The following is a 16,413-nucleotide window of genomic DNA, read 5'->3' as shown; positions in this document are numbered from 1 at the left end:
GGGATATGTCAGCGATGAAGATCCGCGCCGTGAACGGGCCGGGGGCGGCCAGCCTGCCCGCGGCCCTGCCGCTGTGGCTGCTTTGCGCGCTGTGCGTGGCGATCGAGGCGCTGCTGACGGCGGCGGATCACGGCCTGATCGGTTCTGCCCGGTGGCGGCCGATGGCCTATCAGTATGGCGGCTTCTGGTCGGGGCTGATCCGCGGCGGCTGGCAGCCGAACTTCGCCGCCCAGCCGGTGACGATGTTCGCCACCTATGCGCTGCTGCATGCGGGGCCGGGGCATCTGCTGGGCAATGTGGTGACGCTGCGGCTGCTGATGCCCGAGATCGCGCTGCGCTTCGGCCGGCGGGCGATCCTGACGCTGTGGGCGCTGTCGCAGCTGGGGGGCGGGCTCGGCTTCGCGGCGCTGAACCGGGGCGCGGCGCCGATGGTCGGCGCCTCGGGCATCGTCTTCGGCTTCCTCGCCGCGCTGGTCGCGGCGCGGCTGGCGGGGCGGCCGGGCCGGCAGTGGCTGCGCGGGCTGGCGGGCGCGGCGGCGGGCTTCGTGGCGCTGAACGCCGCGATGTGGCTGCTGCTGGGCGGGCGCATCGCCTGGGAAACCCATCTGGGCGGTGCGCTGGCGGGGCTGGCGGCCGGCTGGCTGATGGCCCGGCGCGGCTGATCAGCCGGCGGTGGAGGCGGCCGTGCCGCCACCCGCCGGCGCCGGCAGCGGCGCGGTCTTGCCGGCCCTGGCGAAGACCCGGTCATAGGCGGCCAGCAGATGCGGCACCGAATGATCCCAGCTCAGCCGCGACAGCACCCGTTCCCGCCCCAGCTTGCCCATCCGCGACCGCAGCGCCGGATCGTCGATCAGCCGCGCGATCTGGCGGGCGAAATCCTCGGGATCGTTCGCCCGGGCATAGAGCGAGGCCTCCCCCGCCGAGGCGCGGCCCTCGGTCAGGTCGAACTGCACCACCGGCTTTTCCAGCGTCATGTATTCCATGACCTTGTTCATGGTGGAGATATCGTTCATCGGGTTCTTCGGATCGGGCGACACGCCGATATCGGCGGAATTCAGCACCGCCAGCAGGTCTTCGCCGTAGAGCGGCCCGGTGAAGGTGAAATGCGCCTCCAGCCCGCGCGCCGCCACGTCCTTCTGCACCTCGGGCAGATGCGGGCCGAAGCCCACGATCGCCACATGTACTGACGGATAGCCGAGCTTGCGCACCAGATGGTCCACCGCCGCCACCAGCAGGTCCATACCCTCCTGCTGGCCGATCACGCCGACGTAGCCCAGCAGGATGTCGGCGCCCTTCCGGTGTGCCGGGTCGGCGGGGCGCAGCTCGAACTTCTCGATCCGCGGGGCGGATCGGACGACGAATACATCCGCGGGCGCCATGCCGCCCCGGCCCTCGGCGATGGCGCGGAAACTTTCGTTGGTGGCGATGGAGACGGAGGCGGTGGCGAAGGTCAGCTTTTCCCACCACAGCATCACCCGGTAGAGCAGCCCCTTGCGGCCGAACTTCGCCTCGAACAGTTCGGGGCAGACGTCGTGATGGTCGAAGAGATAGCGCACCCCCGCCAGCCGCCAGCGCCAGGCCAGCAGGAAGACCAGGTCGGGCGGGTTGCAGCCGTGGATCACGTCGAACCCCTGTTCGCGGCGCACCTTCCGCGCCAGCCGGAACATGTGCCACAGCGCGAGGCCGTATTCGACCGCATAGGCCTTGGCGCCGGAATGCGCCTCGGGCGGTTCGGGATAGCGGTAGATATGCACGCCTTCCAGGCATTCGTAGGGCGCGTCCCAGCCCCGCCCCGTCGGGCAGATGACCGAGACATGATAGCCCCGGCCCACCAGGGTCGTCGCCTCCAGCCAGACGCGGCGGTCCAGCGGCACGGGAAGGTTTTCGACCACGATCAGGACCCGGCGGCTGGATTGGTCGGTCATGCAATATCCCCTGCCTGCAATGCCGCGGCAGGATACCGCGCATTCGCTGCACATGCAAAGTGATGGGGGCAGCTTCCGCCGGGTAGCTGTGGACAGAAATTCCGCCCCCCACTAGAAGAAGCTGGTTGCCGGAGTGCCTGTACATGCTCGATGCCATCAGCGCGTGGTCCCTTGTGCCGCGAAGCCGGATGTGGCGATGGAGCTTCGCCGCGCTCGCCTCGCTCGCAGCCTTTCTGCTGCGCTACCTGCTCGATGGCATCCTGCCGCCGGGCTTTCCCTTCCTGACCTTCTTTCCGGCGGTGATCCTGACCACCTTCTTCGCCGGGATCCGGCCCGGCGTGGCCGCCGGCATCGCCTGCGGGCTGGCCAGCTGGTACTTCTTCATTCCGCCGCTCCGCTCGGTGGCGCTGACCCCGTCCTCGGCCCTGGCCATGGGCTTCTATGTGCTGATCGTGGCGACCGACATCCTGATCCTGCACCTGATGCGCCGCGCCGCCGAAGGTCAGGCGCGCGAGATGCAGCGCAATGCCGAACTGGCCGAATCCCGCCGGCTGATGTTCCACGAACTTCAGCACCGCGTGTCCAACAACCTGACCGCCGTCGCCTCGCTGCTGAAGCTGCAGCGCCGGCAGGTGGCCGACGCGGCGGCGCGCAAGGCGCTGGACGAGGCGGTCAACCGGATCGCGCTGATCGCGCGGATGCAGCGGATGCTGCACGACCCCGGCATGCAGCAGATCGACTTCGCCCGCTTCCTGCAGGACATGTCCGAGGATCTGCTGAATTCCGCCGGGGCGGCCGGCCGCATCCGCTGCGACGTCGAGGCCGAGACGGTGCGGATCGGCCCCGACCAGTCGGTGCCGCTGGGGCTGATCGCCACCGAGTTTCTGGCCAATGCCATGGAACATGCCTTTCCCGACGGTCGCGCGGGCCAGCTGCGGATCCGGCTGTCCCGCGACTGCGACAGCGATCCGGCCCGCGCCCTGCTGGAGATCCACGATGACGGCGTGGGCCTGCCGTCGGATTTCGCGCTGGACCGGACCGAAAGCCTTGGCCTGATGATCGCGCGGCAGTTCGCCCAGCAACTCGACGCCGATATCGCGATGATCCGCCATCCCGACGGCGGCACCGTATCGCGCCTGCGGTTCCCGATGCCTGCCTGAGGCGGATCGGAAAGGTCAGGCGGCGGGCCCGCCCTGCAGGCGCTGCGGATGGCTGTGCAGCTCGAACGCGGCGCCGCGGGTGCGCGCGATCAGCGTCAGCCCGGCGCGCGTGGCCTCGCGCACGGCCAGCGTCGTGGGGGCAGAGGCCGCGACGATCACCGGCGCGCCGATGATCGCGGCCTTCTGCACCATGTCGGCCGAAATGCGGCTGGTCAGCACCACCACGCCCGCCGACGCCTCCCGTCCCGCCGCCAGCATCGCCCCCGCCAGCTTGTCCAGCGCATTGTGCCGGCCCACATCCTCGCGCACCAGGATCGGCGCCTGCGGCTGCCAGAACCCCGCGCCATGGACCGCGCGGGTCGCGTCGTGCAAAGGCTGCGCCGCCGCCAGCGCCGCCATGGCCGCGGCGATATCGGCATGGGTCACCCGCGGCCCGTCGGCGACCTGCGGCAAGGGGCGCAGCGCCTCGGCCAGGCTGTCGATTCCGCACAGGCCGCAGCCCACCGGCCCGGCCATCGACCGCCGCCGCGCGGCGACCCGGTCGGCGGCGGGCGCGGCCAGCCAGACCTGCGCCTCGATCCCCTCGGCCAGCGGCAGGATCGTCATCTCCTCGATCTCGTCCGGCCGGGCCAGCCCCTCGGTCAGCAGGAAGCCGCGGGCGAAATCCTCCAGATCGGCGGGTGTCGCCATCATCACCGCCTGCGTGGTGCCGTTGATGGTGATCGCCACCGGCACCTCTTCGGCCAAGGGGCGGTCCACCTGCTGCCATGCACCCTCGCGCCATGCAGCCGGCGTGAAGGCGGGGCGGGGCGGGATCGGATCGGCGGACAGGGCGGCCTCCTTCCTGGGTGCAGGCCCATCTAGGACCGGCCCGTCCCCGCTGGCAACCGCCCTCACCGCGCCTTGCCGAGCCGCTCGGCCGCCGCGACCAGCGCGGCCAGCAGCGGGGGATGCGGCGCTCGCAGCGGCGCGACGAGGCCGACCACATGGCTCGCGCCCACGCCCGCGATGGGGACCGCCGCCAGATCGGCCGAACGCGCGAACAGGACCGCCAGCGCCTCGGGCACGACCGAGCCCCAGCGGCCGGTGGCCACATGCGCCGCCAGCGCGATGGTGGAATTCGTCTCGACCTGCGGGACCGGGGGCTGGCCCGCGCGCGACAGGTGGCGGTCGACGATCCGGCGGTTCTGCATGTCGGGGGTCAGCAGGCACAGCGGCAGGCCCGCCACCTCGTCCCAGGTCACCTCGGCCCGCTCCGCCCGGGGATCGCGCGACGACACCAGCAGCCGCAGGCTTTCGCGCCACAGCGGCAGTTGCGCCAGACGGCCGGTCGGCTCGTTGTCCAGATAGGTGACGCCCGCATCCAGCTCCAGCGCCTCGATCCCGGCCAGGATCCCGTCCGAGGTCCGCGACAGCACCGTCAGCCGCAGATCCGGCCCGCGCGCCAACAGCGGCGCCGTCAGTTCGGCGATGCGCGGCAGCGCGGTGGGGATGACCCCGATCCGCAGCATCCCCGACAGGCCCTGCCGGGCGGCGCGCATCTCGTCCTTCAGCGCACGGGTGTCCGCCACGATCCGCCGCGCCCGGTCCAGCAGCCGCTCGCCCTCGGGCGTCAGGCCCTGAAAGCGCGACCCCCGCTGCACCAGCTGCACGCCCAGCGTCTCTTCCAGCTGCCGGATCGCCGAGGACAGCGTGGGCTGCGTCACCCCGACCGCAAGGGCCGCCCGGCCGAAATGCCGTTCGCGCGCAAGGGCGAGGAACATCTCCAGCTTGTCGATCATCCTGCCTTCCCCTGCCCGGTATCCCCCGCCCGGCTGGCACAGGATATTGCCGCGGGCCCGCTGCGCAAGCGCGCGACTTGTTCCGAAGGCCGGCGCGGACTAGATCGGGGGCATGACCGTCATGCCCCGCCGCCCCGCCCTGCCCTTCCTGTCCCGCCCGCCGCGCGTATCCGTGCTGCGGCTGCAGGGCACCATCGGCGGCGCCGGCCGGATCGGCGGCGGCGGGCTGACCGATGCCGGGCTGGCGCCGCTGGTAGAACGGGCCTTCCGGCGCGGCAGGCCGGCGGCGGTGGCACTGGTCGTCAACTCTCCGGGCGGATCGCCGGTGCAATCCTCGCTGATCGCCGCCCGCATCCGCCGTCTGGCGGCCGAGACGAAGCTGCCCGTCCATGCCTTCGTCGAGGATGTGGCGGCCTCGGGCGGCTACTGGCTGGCCTGTGCCGCCGATGACATCTGGGCCGATGACAGCTCGATCCTCGGCTCCATCGGCGTGATCTCGGCCAGCTTCGGCTTTCCCGAATTCCTCGCCCGCCACGGGATCGAGCGGCGGGTGCACACCGCCGGCGGATCGAAGAGCTTCCTCGACCCCTTCCGCCCGGAAAAGCCCGAGGATGTGGACCGGCTGAAGAGCCTGCAAGAGCAGATCCATGCCAGCTTCATCGCCCATGTCCGCGCCCGGCGCGGCGACCGGCTGGCGGCGCGCGACGACCTGTTCACCGGCGAGGTCTTCGTCGGGCAGGGCGCGGTCGAGGCGGGGCTTGCCGATGGCATCGCCCATCCGGTGCCGAAGCTGAAGGAGCTGTATGGCGACAAGGTGCGGATGACGGTCCTGGCGCGGCGCCGCCCGCTGTTGCGCCGGATCGGGACCGAGGCGGCGGGGCAGCTGATCGGCGCGGCGGAAGAGCATGCGCTCTGGTCGCGCTACGGGCTGTGACCGGATGCTGCTGAAGATCGTCCTGCTGTTTCTGCTGGTGATGGCGGTACTGGGCATGGTCGGCGCCTTCCGGGTGCGCGGCCGTCGCGGCGCGCCGCCCCGCCGTCGGGGGGTCCGCAGATGACGGCGCTCGTCACCGGCGCGGCCCGCCGGATCGGGCGCGAGATCGCGCTGTGCCTCGCCCGCCGGGGGCATGACGTGGCAATCCACTACCATGGCTCGGCCGAGGCGGCCGAGGCGACGGCGGCCGAGGCGCGGGCGGCGGGCGTGCGCGCGGTGACGCTGGCGGCCGATCTGCTGGACGAGGACCAGACGGCCGCGCTGGTCGGGCGGGCGGCGGCCGCGCTCGGCCCGCTGACGGTGCTGGTGAACAACGCCTCGATCTTCGAATACGACACGCTCCACAGCGCCACGCGCGACAGCTGGAACCGGCATATCGGGTCGAACCTGCGGGCGCCGTTCCAGCTGATCCAGGCATTCGCGGCACAGGCCCCGGCGGCCGGCACGCAGGACGGCGAGCCGGTGGCGACGGCGCTGGTCGTCAACATGATCGACCAGCGGGTGCTGAAGCCTACGCCCGAATTCATGACCTATTCGCTGGCGAAGGCGGGGTTGTGGGCCTTGACGCGGACGGCCGCACAGGCGCTGGCCCCGGCGATCCGGGTCAATGCCATCGGTCCGGGCCCGACGATGCAGGGCGCGCGGCAAAGCGCCGACCACTTCGCCCGCCAGCGCGCCGCGACGGTTCTGGGCCGGGGCGCCGATGCGGACGATATCGTGGCGGCGCTCGGCTATCTTCTGGATGCGCGGGCGGTGACGGGGCAGCTCATCTGCGTGGACGGAGGCCAGCACCTCGGCTGGCGGACGCCCGACGTGCTGGGCCCGGAGTGACGCTGCGTGAGCCGACCGGCAAAGTTGTGCACCGGCCATACAAGCGTAACATTTCCGTTATGAATCCTTTAATAGTTTCAGGGATTTGCCGCCATACCGATTTTTTACTAATATATATCAATAGCTTGACGTTTTGCCTATTTCTTGTGCGAGCAGCTCAGGGAGCCTGAAAACAAGGAGGATTCCGTCATGGCGGAATGTTCCCAACAGAGTTGTCCACAGAAACGGTGGAGATGTTTTCTCTTGCCCGATGACGCGTAAGATTGCAGCCCGGACATGGAATCGGAACGAGACGGAATGACCCAGCCCCCCGACGGCGACACGCGGCAGAGCGCGGCACCGGCCCTGACGGGTCATGCCGTGATCGCGGATGCGGTGCGTCATCTGGACAATTCGCCCGGCGTCTACCGGATGCTGAATGCCGCGAACGAGGTGCTGTATGTCGGCAAGGCGCGGAACCTGAAGGCGCGCGTGTCGAACTATGCCCGCCCCTCGGGCCATTCGGCGCGCATCGCCCGGATGATCCGCGAAACCGCGCAGATGATGTTCCTGACCACGCGCGCGGAAACCGAGGCGCTGCTGCTGGAACAGAACCTGATCAAGCAGCTGAAGCCGCGCTACAACGTGCTGCTGCGCGACGACAAGAGCTTTCCCAACATCCTCGTCAGCCAGAGCCACGCCTTCCCGCAGATCAAGAAGCATCGCGGCAAGAAGTCGGAACCGGGCAACTACTACGGCCCCTTCGCCAGCGCCGGCGCCGTCAACCGGACGCTGAACCAGCTGCAGAAGGTGTTCCTGCTGCGGAACTGTTCGGATTCGATGTTCGAAAGCCGGACCCGGCCCTGCCTGCTGTACCAGATCAAGCGCTGTTCGGCCCCCTGCGTGGGCTATGTGGGCACCGGGGACTACGCCGCGCTGGTATCGGATGCCGAACGCTTCCTGCAGGGCCGCTCGACCCGGGTGCAGGCGGAACTGGCGCGGCAGATGGCCGAAGCCTCGGCGGCGATGGAGTTCGAGAGGGCGGCGGCCCTGCGCGACCGGATCCGCGCGCTGACCAACGTGCAGTCGTCGCAGGGCATCAACCCCCGCGGCGTGGCCGAGGCCGATGTGGTGGCCCTGCATATGGAGGGCGGGCAGGCCTGCGTGCAGGTCTTCTTCATCCGGGCGCATCAAAACTGGGGCAACCGCGACTTCTACCCGCGCACCGGCGCCGGCGCGGAAGAGCCGGAGGTGCTGCAGGCCTTCCTCGCGCAGTTCTACGACGACAAGGAACCGCCGCGCCTGATCCTGCTGTCGCATCCGATCGAGGATGCGGACCTGATGACCGACCTGCTGTCGCAGCGGGCCGGGCGCAAGGTGGTGCTGGGGGTGCCGCAGCGGGGCGAGAAGGCGGAGCTGGTGGAGAACGCCGCCCGCAATGCCCGCGAAAGCCTGGCCCGCCGGATGAGCGAAAGCGCCACGCAGTCGAAGCTGCTGGACGGGCTGGCCGAGGCCTTCGGGCTGGACGGACCGCCCACGCGGATCGAGGTCTACGACAACTCGCATATCCAGGGCAGCGATGCGGTGGGCGGCATGATCGTCGCCGGGGCCGAGGGCTTCCTGAAGTCGCAATACCGCAAGTTCAACATCCGCGGGCAGGACCTGACCCCGGGCGACGATTTCGGCATGATGCGCGAGGTGCTGACCCGCCGCTTCACCCGGCTGCTGAAGGAAGACCCGGACCGGCAGACCGATGCCTGGCCCGACCTGCTGCTGATCGACGGCGGCGCGGGGCAGGTCTCGGCGGTGCAGGGCATTCTCGAGGAGCTGGGGGTGGAGGACATCCCGATGGTGGGCGTGGCCAAGGGCATCGACCGCGACGCCGGCAAGGAAGAGTTTCACCGCCCCGGCCAGCAGCCCTTCGCCCTGCGCCACAACGACCCGGTGCTGTATTTCGTCCAGCGGCTGCGGGACGAGGCGCATCGCTGGGCCATCGGCGCGCATCGGGCGAAACGGGCGAAGGCGGTGGGGGCGACGCCGCTGGACGACATTCCCGGCGTGGGCGCGACGCGCAAGCGCGCCCTGCTGCAGCATTTCGGCAGCGCCAAGGCGGTGGCGCGCGCCGGGCTGGCGGATCTGGAGGCGGCCCCGGGCATTTCCAGCGCCATCGCCCGGACGGTGCACGACTTCTTCCACGCAAAGGGCTGAGCCGGTCAGTCGGGCCAGAAGCCTTCGTGCACCTTCCGCGCCTCGGTCTGCAGCATCGGTCCCACCACCTGCACCTCGCCGCCCGCGGCGGCCAGCACCGCACGGCAGCGGATGTCACGGGCCGATTGCGCGCCGGCGCTGCCGAACCCGGCCATCTCTTCCTGCGGGGTGCCGAAGACGACGCGGCCGATCCCGGCCCACCGCGCCGCGCCCGCGCACATCGAACAGGGCTCGGTGCTGGCATAGAGCGTGGCGCCCCGCACCCGGTCGCGCCCCAGTTCGCGCATCGCCCGCGACAGCAGCGCCAGTTCCGCATGGGCCGTGCCGTCGCCGCTGGTGACGACGGTGTTGCCGCCCTCCATCAGCAGCCGCCCCTCGTCATCGACAAGGCAGGCGCCGAAGGGATGGTCGCCCCGCGCGCGGGCGAGGCTGGCCTGATGGATCGCCTGCCGCAGATGGGTCACGTCGTCGAAGGTCGGTTCGGGAAGGTCCATGCTGCCTCGCGATGCTGGTGCGGCCAATACCCGCTGACGGGCCCTGCGGTTCCCGTCGTCAGCCGCTTCCCGCCGCGCGGGCTTTCGGCTAGGACTGCGGCATGAAATGGACAATCCCCAACATCCTCACCGTCCTGCGCCTGCTGGCCGCGCCCGGGGTGCCGGTGATGTTCCTGTATTTCAGCCGCCCCTGGGCCGACTGGGCCGCGCTGGCGCTGTTCATCGGCGCGGCGGTCACCGACTGGTTCGACGGCTATCTCGCACGGCTGTGGAAGCAGGAATCGCGCTTCGGCGCCATGCTGGACCCGATCGCCGACAAGGCGATGGTGGTGATCGCGATCATGGTGATTACCGGCTATTCCGGCATGAATCCCTGGCTGATCCTGCCGGCGACGGTGATCCTGTTCCGCGAGGTCTTCGTCTCGGGCCTGCGCGAATTCCTCGGGGTCGAGGCGGCGCTGCTGAAGGTGACGAAGCTGGCCAAGTGGAAGACCACGGCGCAGATGGTGTCGATCGCAGTCCTGTTCCTGGGCACCGGGCTGACCTATGTCGCCCATGGCCACGGGCCGGAGGCGGGCGGCGCCGTCCGCTTTGCCCAAGGGACGGCGGGATGGGCGACAGTGGCGGGGCTGGCACTGATCTGGGTGGCCGCCGCGCTGACCTTCATCACCGGCTGGGATTACTTCCGCAAATCGCTACCCTATCTGAAGGACCGGCCCTGACCGCCGGTCCCATCGGGAGGGGCGGGTGGAGTTCGACTATATCGTGATCGGGGCGGGCAGCGCGGGCTGCGTGCTGGCGAACCGGCTGTCCGCCGATCCGCGGGTGACGGTGCTGCTGCTGGAGGCGGGGGGCAGCGACGCCTATCACTGGGTGCATATCCCCGTGGGCTATCTCTACTGCATCGGCAATCCGCGCACCGACTGGCTGTACAGGACCGAGCCGGAGCCGGGCCTGAACGGGCGCGTCCTGGCCTATCCGCGCGGGCGGCTGATGGGCGGATCCTCCTCGATCAACGGCATGATCTACATGCGCGGGCAGGCCGCCGATTATGACGGCTGGCGGCAGATGGGTTGCACCGGCTGGGGCTGGGACGATGTGCTGCCGCTGTTCCGCCGGCAGGAAGACCACTATCGCGGCGCCGACGGGATGCATGGCGCGGGCGGGCCGCTGCGGGTGGAAAAGGCGCGCGTCCGCTGGGATGTGCTGGACGCCTTCCTCGCCGCCGCGGTCGAGGCCGGAATTCCGCTGACCGACGATTTCAACCGGGGCGATAACGAGGGCGGCGGCTATTTCGACGTGACCCAGCGATCCGGCCTGCGCTGGAGCGCGCGGCGCGCCTTCCTGCCGCCAAGGGTGCGCCGCCGCCCGAACCTGCGCATCCTGACCCATGCCGAGGTCGACCGCCTGATCGTCGAGGGCGGCGAGGTGCGGGGCGTCCGCTTTCATCGCGGCGACACCGCGCAAGAGGCCCGCGCCCGGGTCGAAACGGTGCTGGCGGCGGGTGCCATCGGCTCGCCCGTCATCCTCGAACGCTCGGGCTTCGGACGGCCCGGGGTGCTGGCGGCGGCGGGGATCGCCGTCCGGGCCGAGATTCCGGATGTGGGCGAGAACCTGCAGGACCATCTGCAGTTGCGGCTGATCTACAAGGTGACCGGCGTCCCCACCCTGAACGAACGCGCCAGCCGCCTGACGGGCCGGATGTCCATCGGGATGGAATACCTGCTGCGCCGGTCCGGCCCGATGGCGATGGCGCCCAGTCAGGTCGGCATCTTCACCCGGTCGGGGCCGGAAAAGGCGACGCCCGATCTGGAGTACCATGTGCAGCCCGTCAGCCTCGACCGCTTCGGCGAACCGATCCACCGCTTTCCGGCGATGACCGCCAGCGTCTGCAACCTGCGGCCGGACAGCCGCGGATCGGTGCACCTGTCCGATGCCGCGCATCGCAGCGCGCCCCGGATCCGGCCGAACTATCTGTCGACGGACAGCGACCGCGAGGTGGCGGTGCGGGCCATCGAACTGACCCGGTGGATCGCGGCGCAGCCGGCCTTCGCGCGCTATGCACCCGTCGAACATCTGCCCGGGGCCGAGGTCACCGGGCGCGAGGCGCTGATGCAGGCGGCGGGGGCGATCGGCACCACGATCTTCCACCCGGTCGGCACCTGCCGGATGGGGGCGGATGCAGGCTCGGTCGTCGATCCGCAACTGCGCCTGCGGGCGGCGGGGCGGTTGCGCATCGCCGATGCCTCGATCATGCCGCGCATCACCTCGGGCAACACCAACGCGCCGGTGATGATGATCGCCGAGAAGGCGGCGCAGATGATGCAGGAGGCGCGGGGCGCCTGACCCCCGCCGGTGGCCGCCGGGCTTCGGCCTTGTGTCCCGCCGCCGTCTGCGGCAGGACTGGACCACCCCCCGCGACGGAGGCCGCATGACCATCGACATCCTTTATTTCGCCTGGGTCCGCGAGCGGATCGGCCTGCCGCGCGAAACGGTCGAGACGGCGGCCCCGACCGTCGCCGCGCTGGTGGACGAGTTACGCGCCCGGGAAGAGCGCTACGCCGCCGCCTTCGCCGATCTGTCGGCGCTGCGGGTGGCGCTGGATCAGGACATGGCGGGTTTCGACGCGCCCCTCGCCGGCGTGCGCGAGGTCGCCTTCTTCCCGCCGATGACGGGGGGCTGACGATGGCGGTGCGGGTTCAGGCCGAAGCCTTCGATCACGGCGCGGAAGTCGCGGCCTTCGGCCAGGGCGGACGGGACACCGGGGCGGTGGTGACCTTCCTCGGCATCGTGCGCGACGACAGCGGCCGGATGACGGCAATGGAGATCGAGCATTATCCCGGCATGACCGAGCGCGCCCTGCAGGCCATCGAGGCCGAGGCGCGGGCACGGTGGGACCTGACGGACTGCCTGATCCTGCACCGTCACGGCCGGCTGGCGCCGGGAGAGCCGATCATGATGGTGGCCACCGGGTCGCGGCACCGGGCGGCGGCCTTCGCCGCAGCGGAATTCCTGATGGACTATCTGAAATCCCGCGCGCCGTTCTGGAAGAAGGAGATCGGCGACGATGGCGCCGCCTGGGTGGCGGCCAGGGACGAGGACGAGGCGGCGCTGTCGCGCTGGCAGCCGAAGGGCTGAGGATCAGGCGGCGGAGGTGCTGGAATTCCCGGCCGAGGCGCCGCTGCAGATCACCGTCTGCAGGGTGCGCTCCAGCACCGGCTGCGACAGCGGCTTTTCGATCACCACGGCGCGTTCGTCCGACGGCAGGCTGCCCGGCGCATAGCCCGTCGCATAGACGACCGGCACCCCGGCATCGAGCAGCCGGTTGCCAAGGTCGAACGAGGTCCGGCCGTTGCCAAGATTGACGTCCAGCAGCGCAAGATCCGGCAGGCCGCCGTTCAGCTGCCGTTCCGCCCCGTCCAGCGAATAGGCGACGGCGACATCGCCGAAGCCGATGTCCCGCAGGACCTCGGCCGTTTCCAGGGCGATGATCGCTTCGTCTTCAAGGTAGAGGATCCGCATGTCCGAGGGGGTCCTTCTCGCTGTCATAGTCCACTTCCGTCGCCGCTTCCCACGCAACGGTCATAACAGCCGTCAAGCCCTCGGGTTCCCAACGGGATTCGAGCACCCCGCCCAGGGACCCCTCGATCATCGATTGCACCAGTTGGCTGCCGAAGCCCCGTCGCCCGGGGGGTGACACGGCCGGACCGCCCCGTTCCTGCCAGCGCAGCACCAGCAACTCGCCGTCGCCGTCATCCGTCTTCGACCAGCGCACGGTGACCTGCCCCTCGGCGTTGGAGAAGGCGCCGTATTTCGACGCGTTGGTCGCAAGTTCGTGCAGCACCATGCCGATGGCCAGCGTCGCCCGCGCGTTCAGCCGCAGGTCGGGGCCGCGCAGTTCCACCCTTTCGGGCCCATAGACCCGCACCAGTTCCAGGTCGAGGATGTCGCGCAGCGCGGTGGAGGACCAGTTTTCCGCCGTCAGCAGGTTATGGGTATTGGCGAGTGCCCCGATGCGGCGCGACAGCGTTTCGAAGATCTCCTTCGGATCGCCCTGTTCCCGCCCCGCGCGTTTGACCAGCGCGATGACGTTGGACAGCATGTTCTTCACCCGGTGCTGCAACTCGCGCATGATCCGCCGCAGGTCGGCCTGCAGGACCATCAGCTGCGTCACGTCTGTGAGGTTGAAGCCCACGCCCCGGGTCTGCCCGTTCGAGAGCACCGGATACCAGTCGATCTGCCAGATGCGCCGTTCGCCCGGCGCCTCGGCCGAAGTGCCGCGCACCATGTCGTGCAGCAGCGGTTCGCCCGACTGCAGCACCCGCCGGATCGAGGGCAGGACGAGCGCCGCGAATTCCGGCGCGATCTCGGCCAGCCGGGCGCCGATCAGGTCATCCTGCGGCACGCCGGTGATGCCGGTCAGCCGCCGGCTGGCCCGCAGCACCCGCAGATCGGAATCGATCAGCCCCATCGCACTGGGGCTGGTGCTGTAGAGCGTTTCGATCTCTTCGGCCCGGGCGCGGATTTCCGCCTCGGCGCGGGCGGCCTCGCGGGCATAGCGCGCGACCTTGGTGACGTCGAAGATCGAGAACACGACCCCGCCACCATTGCCGGCGGAATCCGACCGGTAGGGCGCCACCCGCAGCAGCACCGAGGCATGGCCGTCGGTGGTGGCCATCTCCAGTTCCTCGACCTCGCCATTCGACAGCACCCGCTGGCAGGCGGCGATCAGAAGGCCCATGTCCAGCCGGGTGCCGATATCCCCCAGGTCGCGGCCCCGGTCGTGATCGACGAACCGGAACCATGTGGTGGCCTCGGGCGTGAAGGTGCGCAGCCGCAGCGAGGAGTCGACGAAGACGGTGGCGACCTGCGTCGATTCCATGAAGTTGGCGAGGTCGTTGTTGGCCTGTGCCAGTTCGCGCAGCTTGCTTTGCAGCTCGTCGTTGGTGGTCGACAGCTCCTCGTTGGCCGATTGCAGCTCCTCGTTCATGGACATCATTTCCTCGTTCGAGGATTTCAGTTCCTCGTTCGAGGTTTCGAGCTCTTCCACCGTGGTGCGGATCGTCTGGCGGGCATTTTCCAGCTCGTCTTCCAGCTGGCTGACATAGGCCTCGTCGATGACGATCTGCGCCTTGCCATCCTCGGCTCCGGGTTGGGGGGCATCCGGCCGCGCCTCGGCCCTCTCGAAGGTGACGACACGCTCGCCGCTCGCCAGGATCCGGGCACCGATGGCCAGCTTCGGCGGCAGGTCGGGGCCGGAATTGGACAGTTCCAGCCGCCGATAAGGGGCATTTTCCAGTGCCAGGCCGGTCAGCACCCGTTTCAGCGCCGGCTCCAGTTCCGGCAGGATCAGCGCCCGCGCCCCCAGCGACACCCGCCCCGCAGACACCCGCAGGAACCGTTCGGCGCCGCGGCCGATCACCGCGATCTCGTCGTCCGGCTTCAGCACGATGAAGGGCGGCACATAGCGGTCGAACAGCGCCTGCGCGACCGCGGGCGCCATGCCCAGCACCTCGAGGTCCTCGTCCGCGCCGCGATGCGCGCCCGCGTCGGGGGTCGGGCGAAAGCTGCGGGGCAGGTCCAGCGGGCGCACCTGCGCGGACGTCCGCCGCCAGATCCTGAATTCCGTCGCCGCGGGGGCAAAGCTCGGATCCTCGGCCGGCAGGCCCTCGCTGGTGCCCAGCATCAGGAAGCCGCCGGGGCGCAGCCCGTACTGGAACACCCGATGCGCCAGCGCCTGCAACCCGCTGTCGAAATAGATCAGCACGTTGCGGCAGGTGATGAGGTCCAGCTTGGAAAAGGGCGGATCCTTGATCAGGCTCTGGATCGAGAAGCGGACCATGTCGCGGATTTCGGACTTCATGTCATAGCCCGCGCGCGTGGCGTTGAAATAGCGCTCGAGGAAGGGCTGCGGCACCTCGGCGGCGATGCTGGACGGGAAGCTGCCCTTGCGCGCGACGGCGATCGCCTCTTCGTCGATATCGGTGCCGAAGATCGAGACCTGCGGCCGCACGTCGCTGCGCGACATCTCTTCGGCGAAGAGCATGGCGATGGTGTAGGCTTCCTGCCCGGTGGAACAGCCCGGCACCCAGACCCGCACCTCGTCATCCGGCGATTTGCTGTCGAGGATGGCGGGGATCACCCGCGTTCGCAGCGCCTCGAACACCTCGGGGTCGCGGAAGAAGCTGGTGACGTTGACCAGCAGGTCGCGGAACAGCCGTTCCGCCTCGCCCCGGCTCTGCACCAGTTCGCGCAGGTAGTCCGCCGGGCTTTCCAGTTCCAGCACCGACATCCGCAGCGAGATGCGGCGCAGCAGCGTGCCGTGCTTGTAGCCGGAAAAGTCGTGGCCGGTGCGATAGCGGACGTTCCGCACCACCTTTTCGATGAATTCGGAATCGCTTTCCAGCGCCGGGACCAGCCCGGTCTGGCGCATGTGAAAGTCCCGGAGGACAGAGATCGTATCGGCGGCCGGCACCACCATATCGACGGCGCCCGTGGCCATGGCGCTGCGCGGCATGCCGTCATAGCGCGCCTCACGCGGTTCCTGGGCGAAGACCAGCCCGCCCGCCTCCTTGATCGCGCGCACGCCCTGGCTGCCGTCGCTGCCGGTGCCGGACAGGATGATCCCGGCGCAATCCGGCCCGTGTTCGCGGGCCAGCGCCTCGAAGAAGCTGTCGATCGGCCGGCGCAGCCCGCGCGGGCTGTCGAAGGGGCGCAGGCGCAGGGTGAACCCCTCGATATCCAGCTCATAGGCGGGGGGGATCAGATAGATATGGCCGCGTTCGACCGTCTGGCCGTCCTCGATGGACAGGACCGGCAGTCGTGTGCGCTTGGCCAGCAGTTCCGGCAGCAGGCTTTCATGTTCCGGGTCGAGATGCTGCACCAGGATCAGGGCGAAATCGTCACTGGGACGCAGCGCGCCCAGCAGGCTGCGGAACGCCTCCAGCCCGCCGGCCGACGCCCCGACCCCCACAAGGACGAGCCTGCGATCGGGCTCGGGACCTGCGGGGCTGGAAGTGGCGTCGCTCATGTGTAACCCTT

Annotated in this window: 15 protein-coding genes; 9 read left to right on the top strand and 6 right to left on the bottom strand. The window is 69.7% G+C overall.

Translation table 11 applies throughout. From position 1 onward, the window contains the following. Positions 1–14 precede the first annotated feature (14 nt). On the top strand, positions 15–662 hold the full coding sequence (locus EEY80_RS04890) for a rhomboid family intramembrane serine protease (protein ID WP_126975444.1): 648 nt from the start codon (positions 15–17) through the stop codon (positions 660–662). Here EEY80_RS04890 and EEY80_RS04885 read toward each other — a convergent pair whose 3' ends face one another. After that, complete coding sequence (locus EEY80_RS04885) at positions 663–1,925, bottom strand: glycosyltransferase family 4 protein (RefSeq protein ID WP_126975443.1); 1,263 nt, start codon at positions 1,923–1,925, stop codon at positions 663–665. 143 nt (positions 1,926–2,068) lie between these two features. Between EEY80_RS04885 and EEY80_RS04880 the strand changes: the two genes are divergently transcribed. Then, positions 2,069–3,085 carry a sensor histidine kinase gene (locus EEY80_RS04880; RefSeq protein ID WP_126975442.1) on the top strand — a complete coding sequence of 339 codons (1,017 nt, stop codon included), beginning with the start codon at positions 2,069–2,071 and terminating at the stop codon, positions 3,083–3,085. Positions 3,086–3,100: 15 nt separating this feature from the next. On the opposite strand, the gene fdhD is transcribed toward EEY80_RS04880, so the two are convergent. Continuing rightward, positions 3,101–3,844, bottom strand: a complete 744-nt coding sequence (gene fdhD, locus EEY80_RS04875) for a formate dehydrogenase accessory sulfurtransferase FdhD (RefSeq protein ID WP_235829710.1) — start codon at positions 3,842–3,844, stop codon at positions 3,101–3,103. A gap of 134 nt (positions 3,845–3,978) precedes the next feature. Further along, entirely contained in the window at positions 3,979–4,866 is an 888-nt protein-coding gene (locus EEY80_RS04870; RefSeq protein WP_126975441.1) for a LysR family transcriptional regulator, read from the bottom strand. A 112-nt stretch (positions 4,867–4,978) separates the two neighbouring features. On the opposite strand from EEY80_RS04870, the gene EEY80_RS04865 reads away from it, so the two are divergent. From EEY80_RS04865 to uvrC, 3 genes are all read left to right on the top strand, one after another. Next, positions 4,979–5,800, top strand: a complete 822-nt coding sequence (locus EEY80_RS04865; protein ID WP_126975440.1) for a S49 family peptidase — start codon at positions 4,979–4,981, stop codon at positions 5,798–5,800. A 120-nt stretch (positions 5,801–5,920) separates the two neighbouring features. After that, entirely contained in the window at positions 5,921–6,691 is a 771-nt protein-coding gene (locus tag EEY80_RS04860; RefSeq protein ID WP_126975439.1) for an SDR family oxidoreductase, read from the top strand. A gap of 297 nt (positions 6,692–6,988) precedes the next feature. Then, a complete protein-coding gene (gene uvrC / locus EEY80_RS04855; protein WP_126975438.1) occupies positions 6,989–8,878 on the top strand; it encodes an excinuclease ABC subunit UvrC in 1,890 nt (629 codons plus the stop codon). Between the two features lie 5 nt (positions 8,879–8,883). Here uvrC and EEY80_RS04850 read toward each other — a convergent pair whose 3' ends face one another. Next, positions 8,884–9,372 (bottom strand): nucleoside deaminase, encoded by a 489-nt coding sequence (locus tag EEY80_RS04850; protein WP_126975437.1) that lies wholly within the window; start codon positions 9,370–9,372, stop codon positions 8,884–8,886. Between the two features lie 101 nt (positions 9,373–9,473). Here EEY80_RS04850 and pgsA point away from each other — a divergent pair, with 101 nt between their 5' ends. The 4 genes from pgsA (at position 9,474) to EEY80_RS04830 (ending at position 12,510) form a co-directional block, all read left to right on the top strand. Further along, on the top strand, positions 9,474–10,094 hold the full coding sequence (gene pgsA / locus EEY80_RS04845; RefSeq protein WP_126975436.1) for a CDP-diacylglycerol--glycerol-3-phosphate 3-phosphatidyltransferase: 621 nt from the start codon (positions 9,474–9,476) through the stop codon (positions 10,092–10,094). 25 nt (positions 10,095–10,119) lie between these two features. Then, entirely contained in the window at positions 10,120–11,718 is a 1,599-nt protein-coding gene (locus tag EEY80_RS04840; RefSeq protein ID WP_126975435.1) for a GMC family oxidoreductase, read from the top strand. Positions 11,719–11,809: 91 nt separating this feature from the next. Continuing rightward, the gene (gene moaD, locus EEY80_RS04835) at positions 11,810–12,055 is read left to right on the top strand and encodes a molybdopterin converting factor subunit 1 (RefSeq protein ID WP_126975517.1); all 246 of its coding nucleotides are present in this window, start codon (positions 11,810–11,812) and stop codon (positions 12,053–12,055) included. Between the two features lie 2 nt (positions 12,056–12,057). Beyond that, the gene (locus tag EEY80_RS04830; protein WP_126975434.1) at positions 12,058–12,510 is read left to right on the top strand and encodes a molybdenum cofactor biosynthesis protein MoaE; all 453 of its coding nucleotides are present in this window, start codon (positions 12,058–12,060) and stop codon (positions 12,508–12,510) included. A 3-nt stretch (positions 12,511–12,513) separates the two neighbouring features. Here the strand turns inward: EEY80_RS04830 and EEY80_RS04825 are convergent, their stop codons facing one another. Next, positions 12,514–12,894 carry a response regulator gene (locus tag EEY80_RS04825; protein ID WP_126975433.1) on the bottom strand — a complete coding sequence of 127 codons (381 nt, stop codon included), beginning with the start codon at positions 12,892–12,894 and terminating at the stop codon, positions 12,514–12,516. Further along, positions 12,875–16,402: a chemotaxis protein CheB gene (locus tag EEY80_RS04820; protein ID WP_126975432.1), complete on the bottom strand. Its 3,528-nt coding sequence runs from the start codon at positions 16,400–16,402 to the stop codon at positions 12,875–12,877. Before EEY80_RS04820 ends, EEY80_RS04825 begins: the two co-directional genes overlap by 20 nt. Positions 16,403–16,413: the final 11 nt, after the last annotated feature.

The organism is Frigidibacter oleivorans, from assembly GCF_003993775.1.
In the GTDB taxonomy this organism is placed as follows: Bacteria; Pseudomonadota; Alphaproteobacteria; order Rhodobacterales; family Rhodobacteraceae; genus Frigidibacter; species Frigidibacter oleivorans.
Note: the sequence above shows the minus strand (reverse complement) of the source record. Positions and strands in the feature narration are given on the sequence as shown.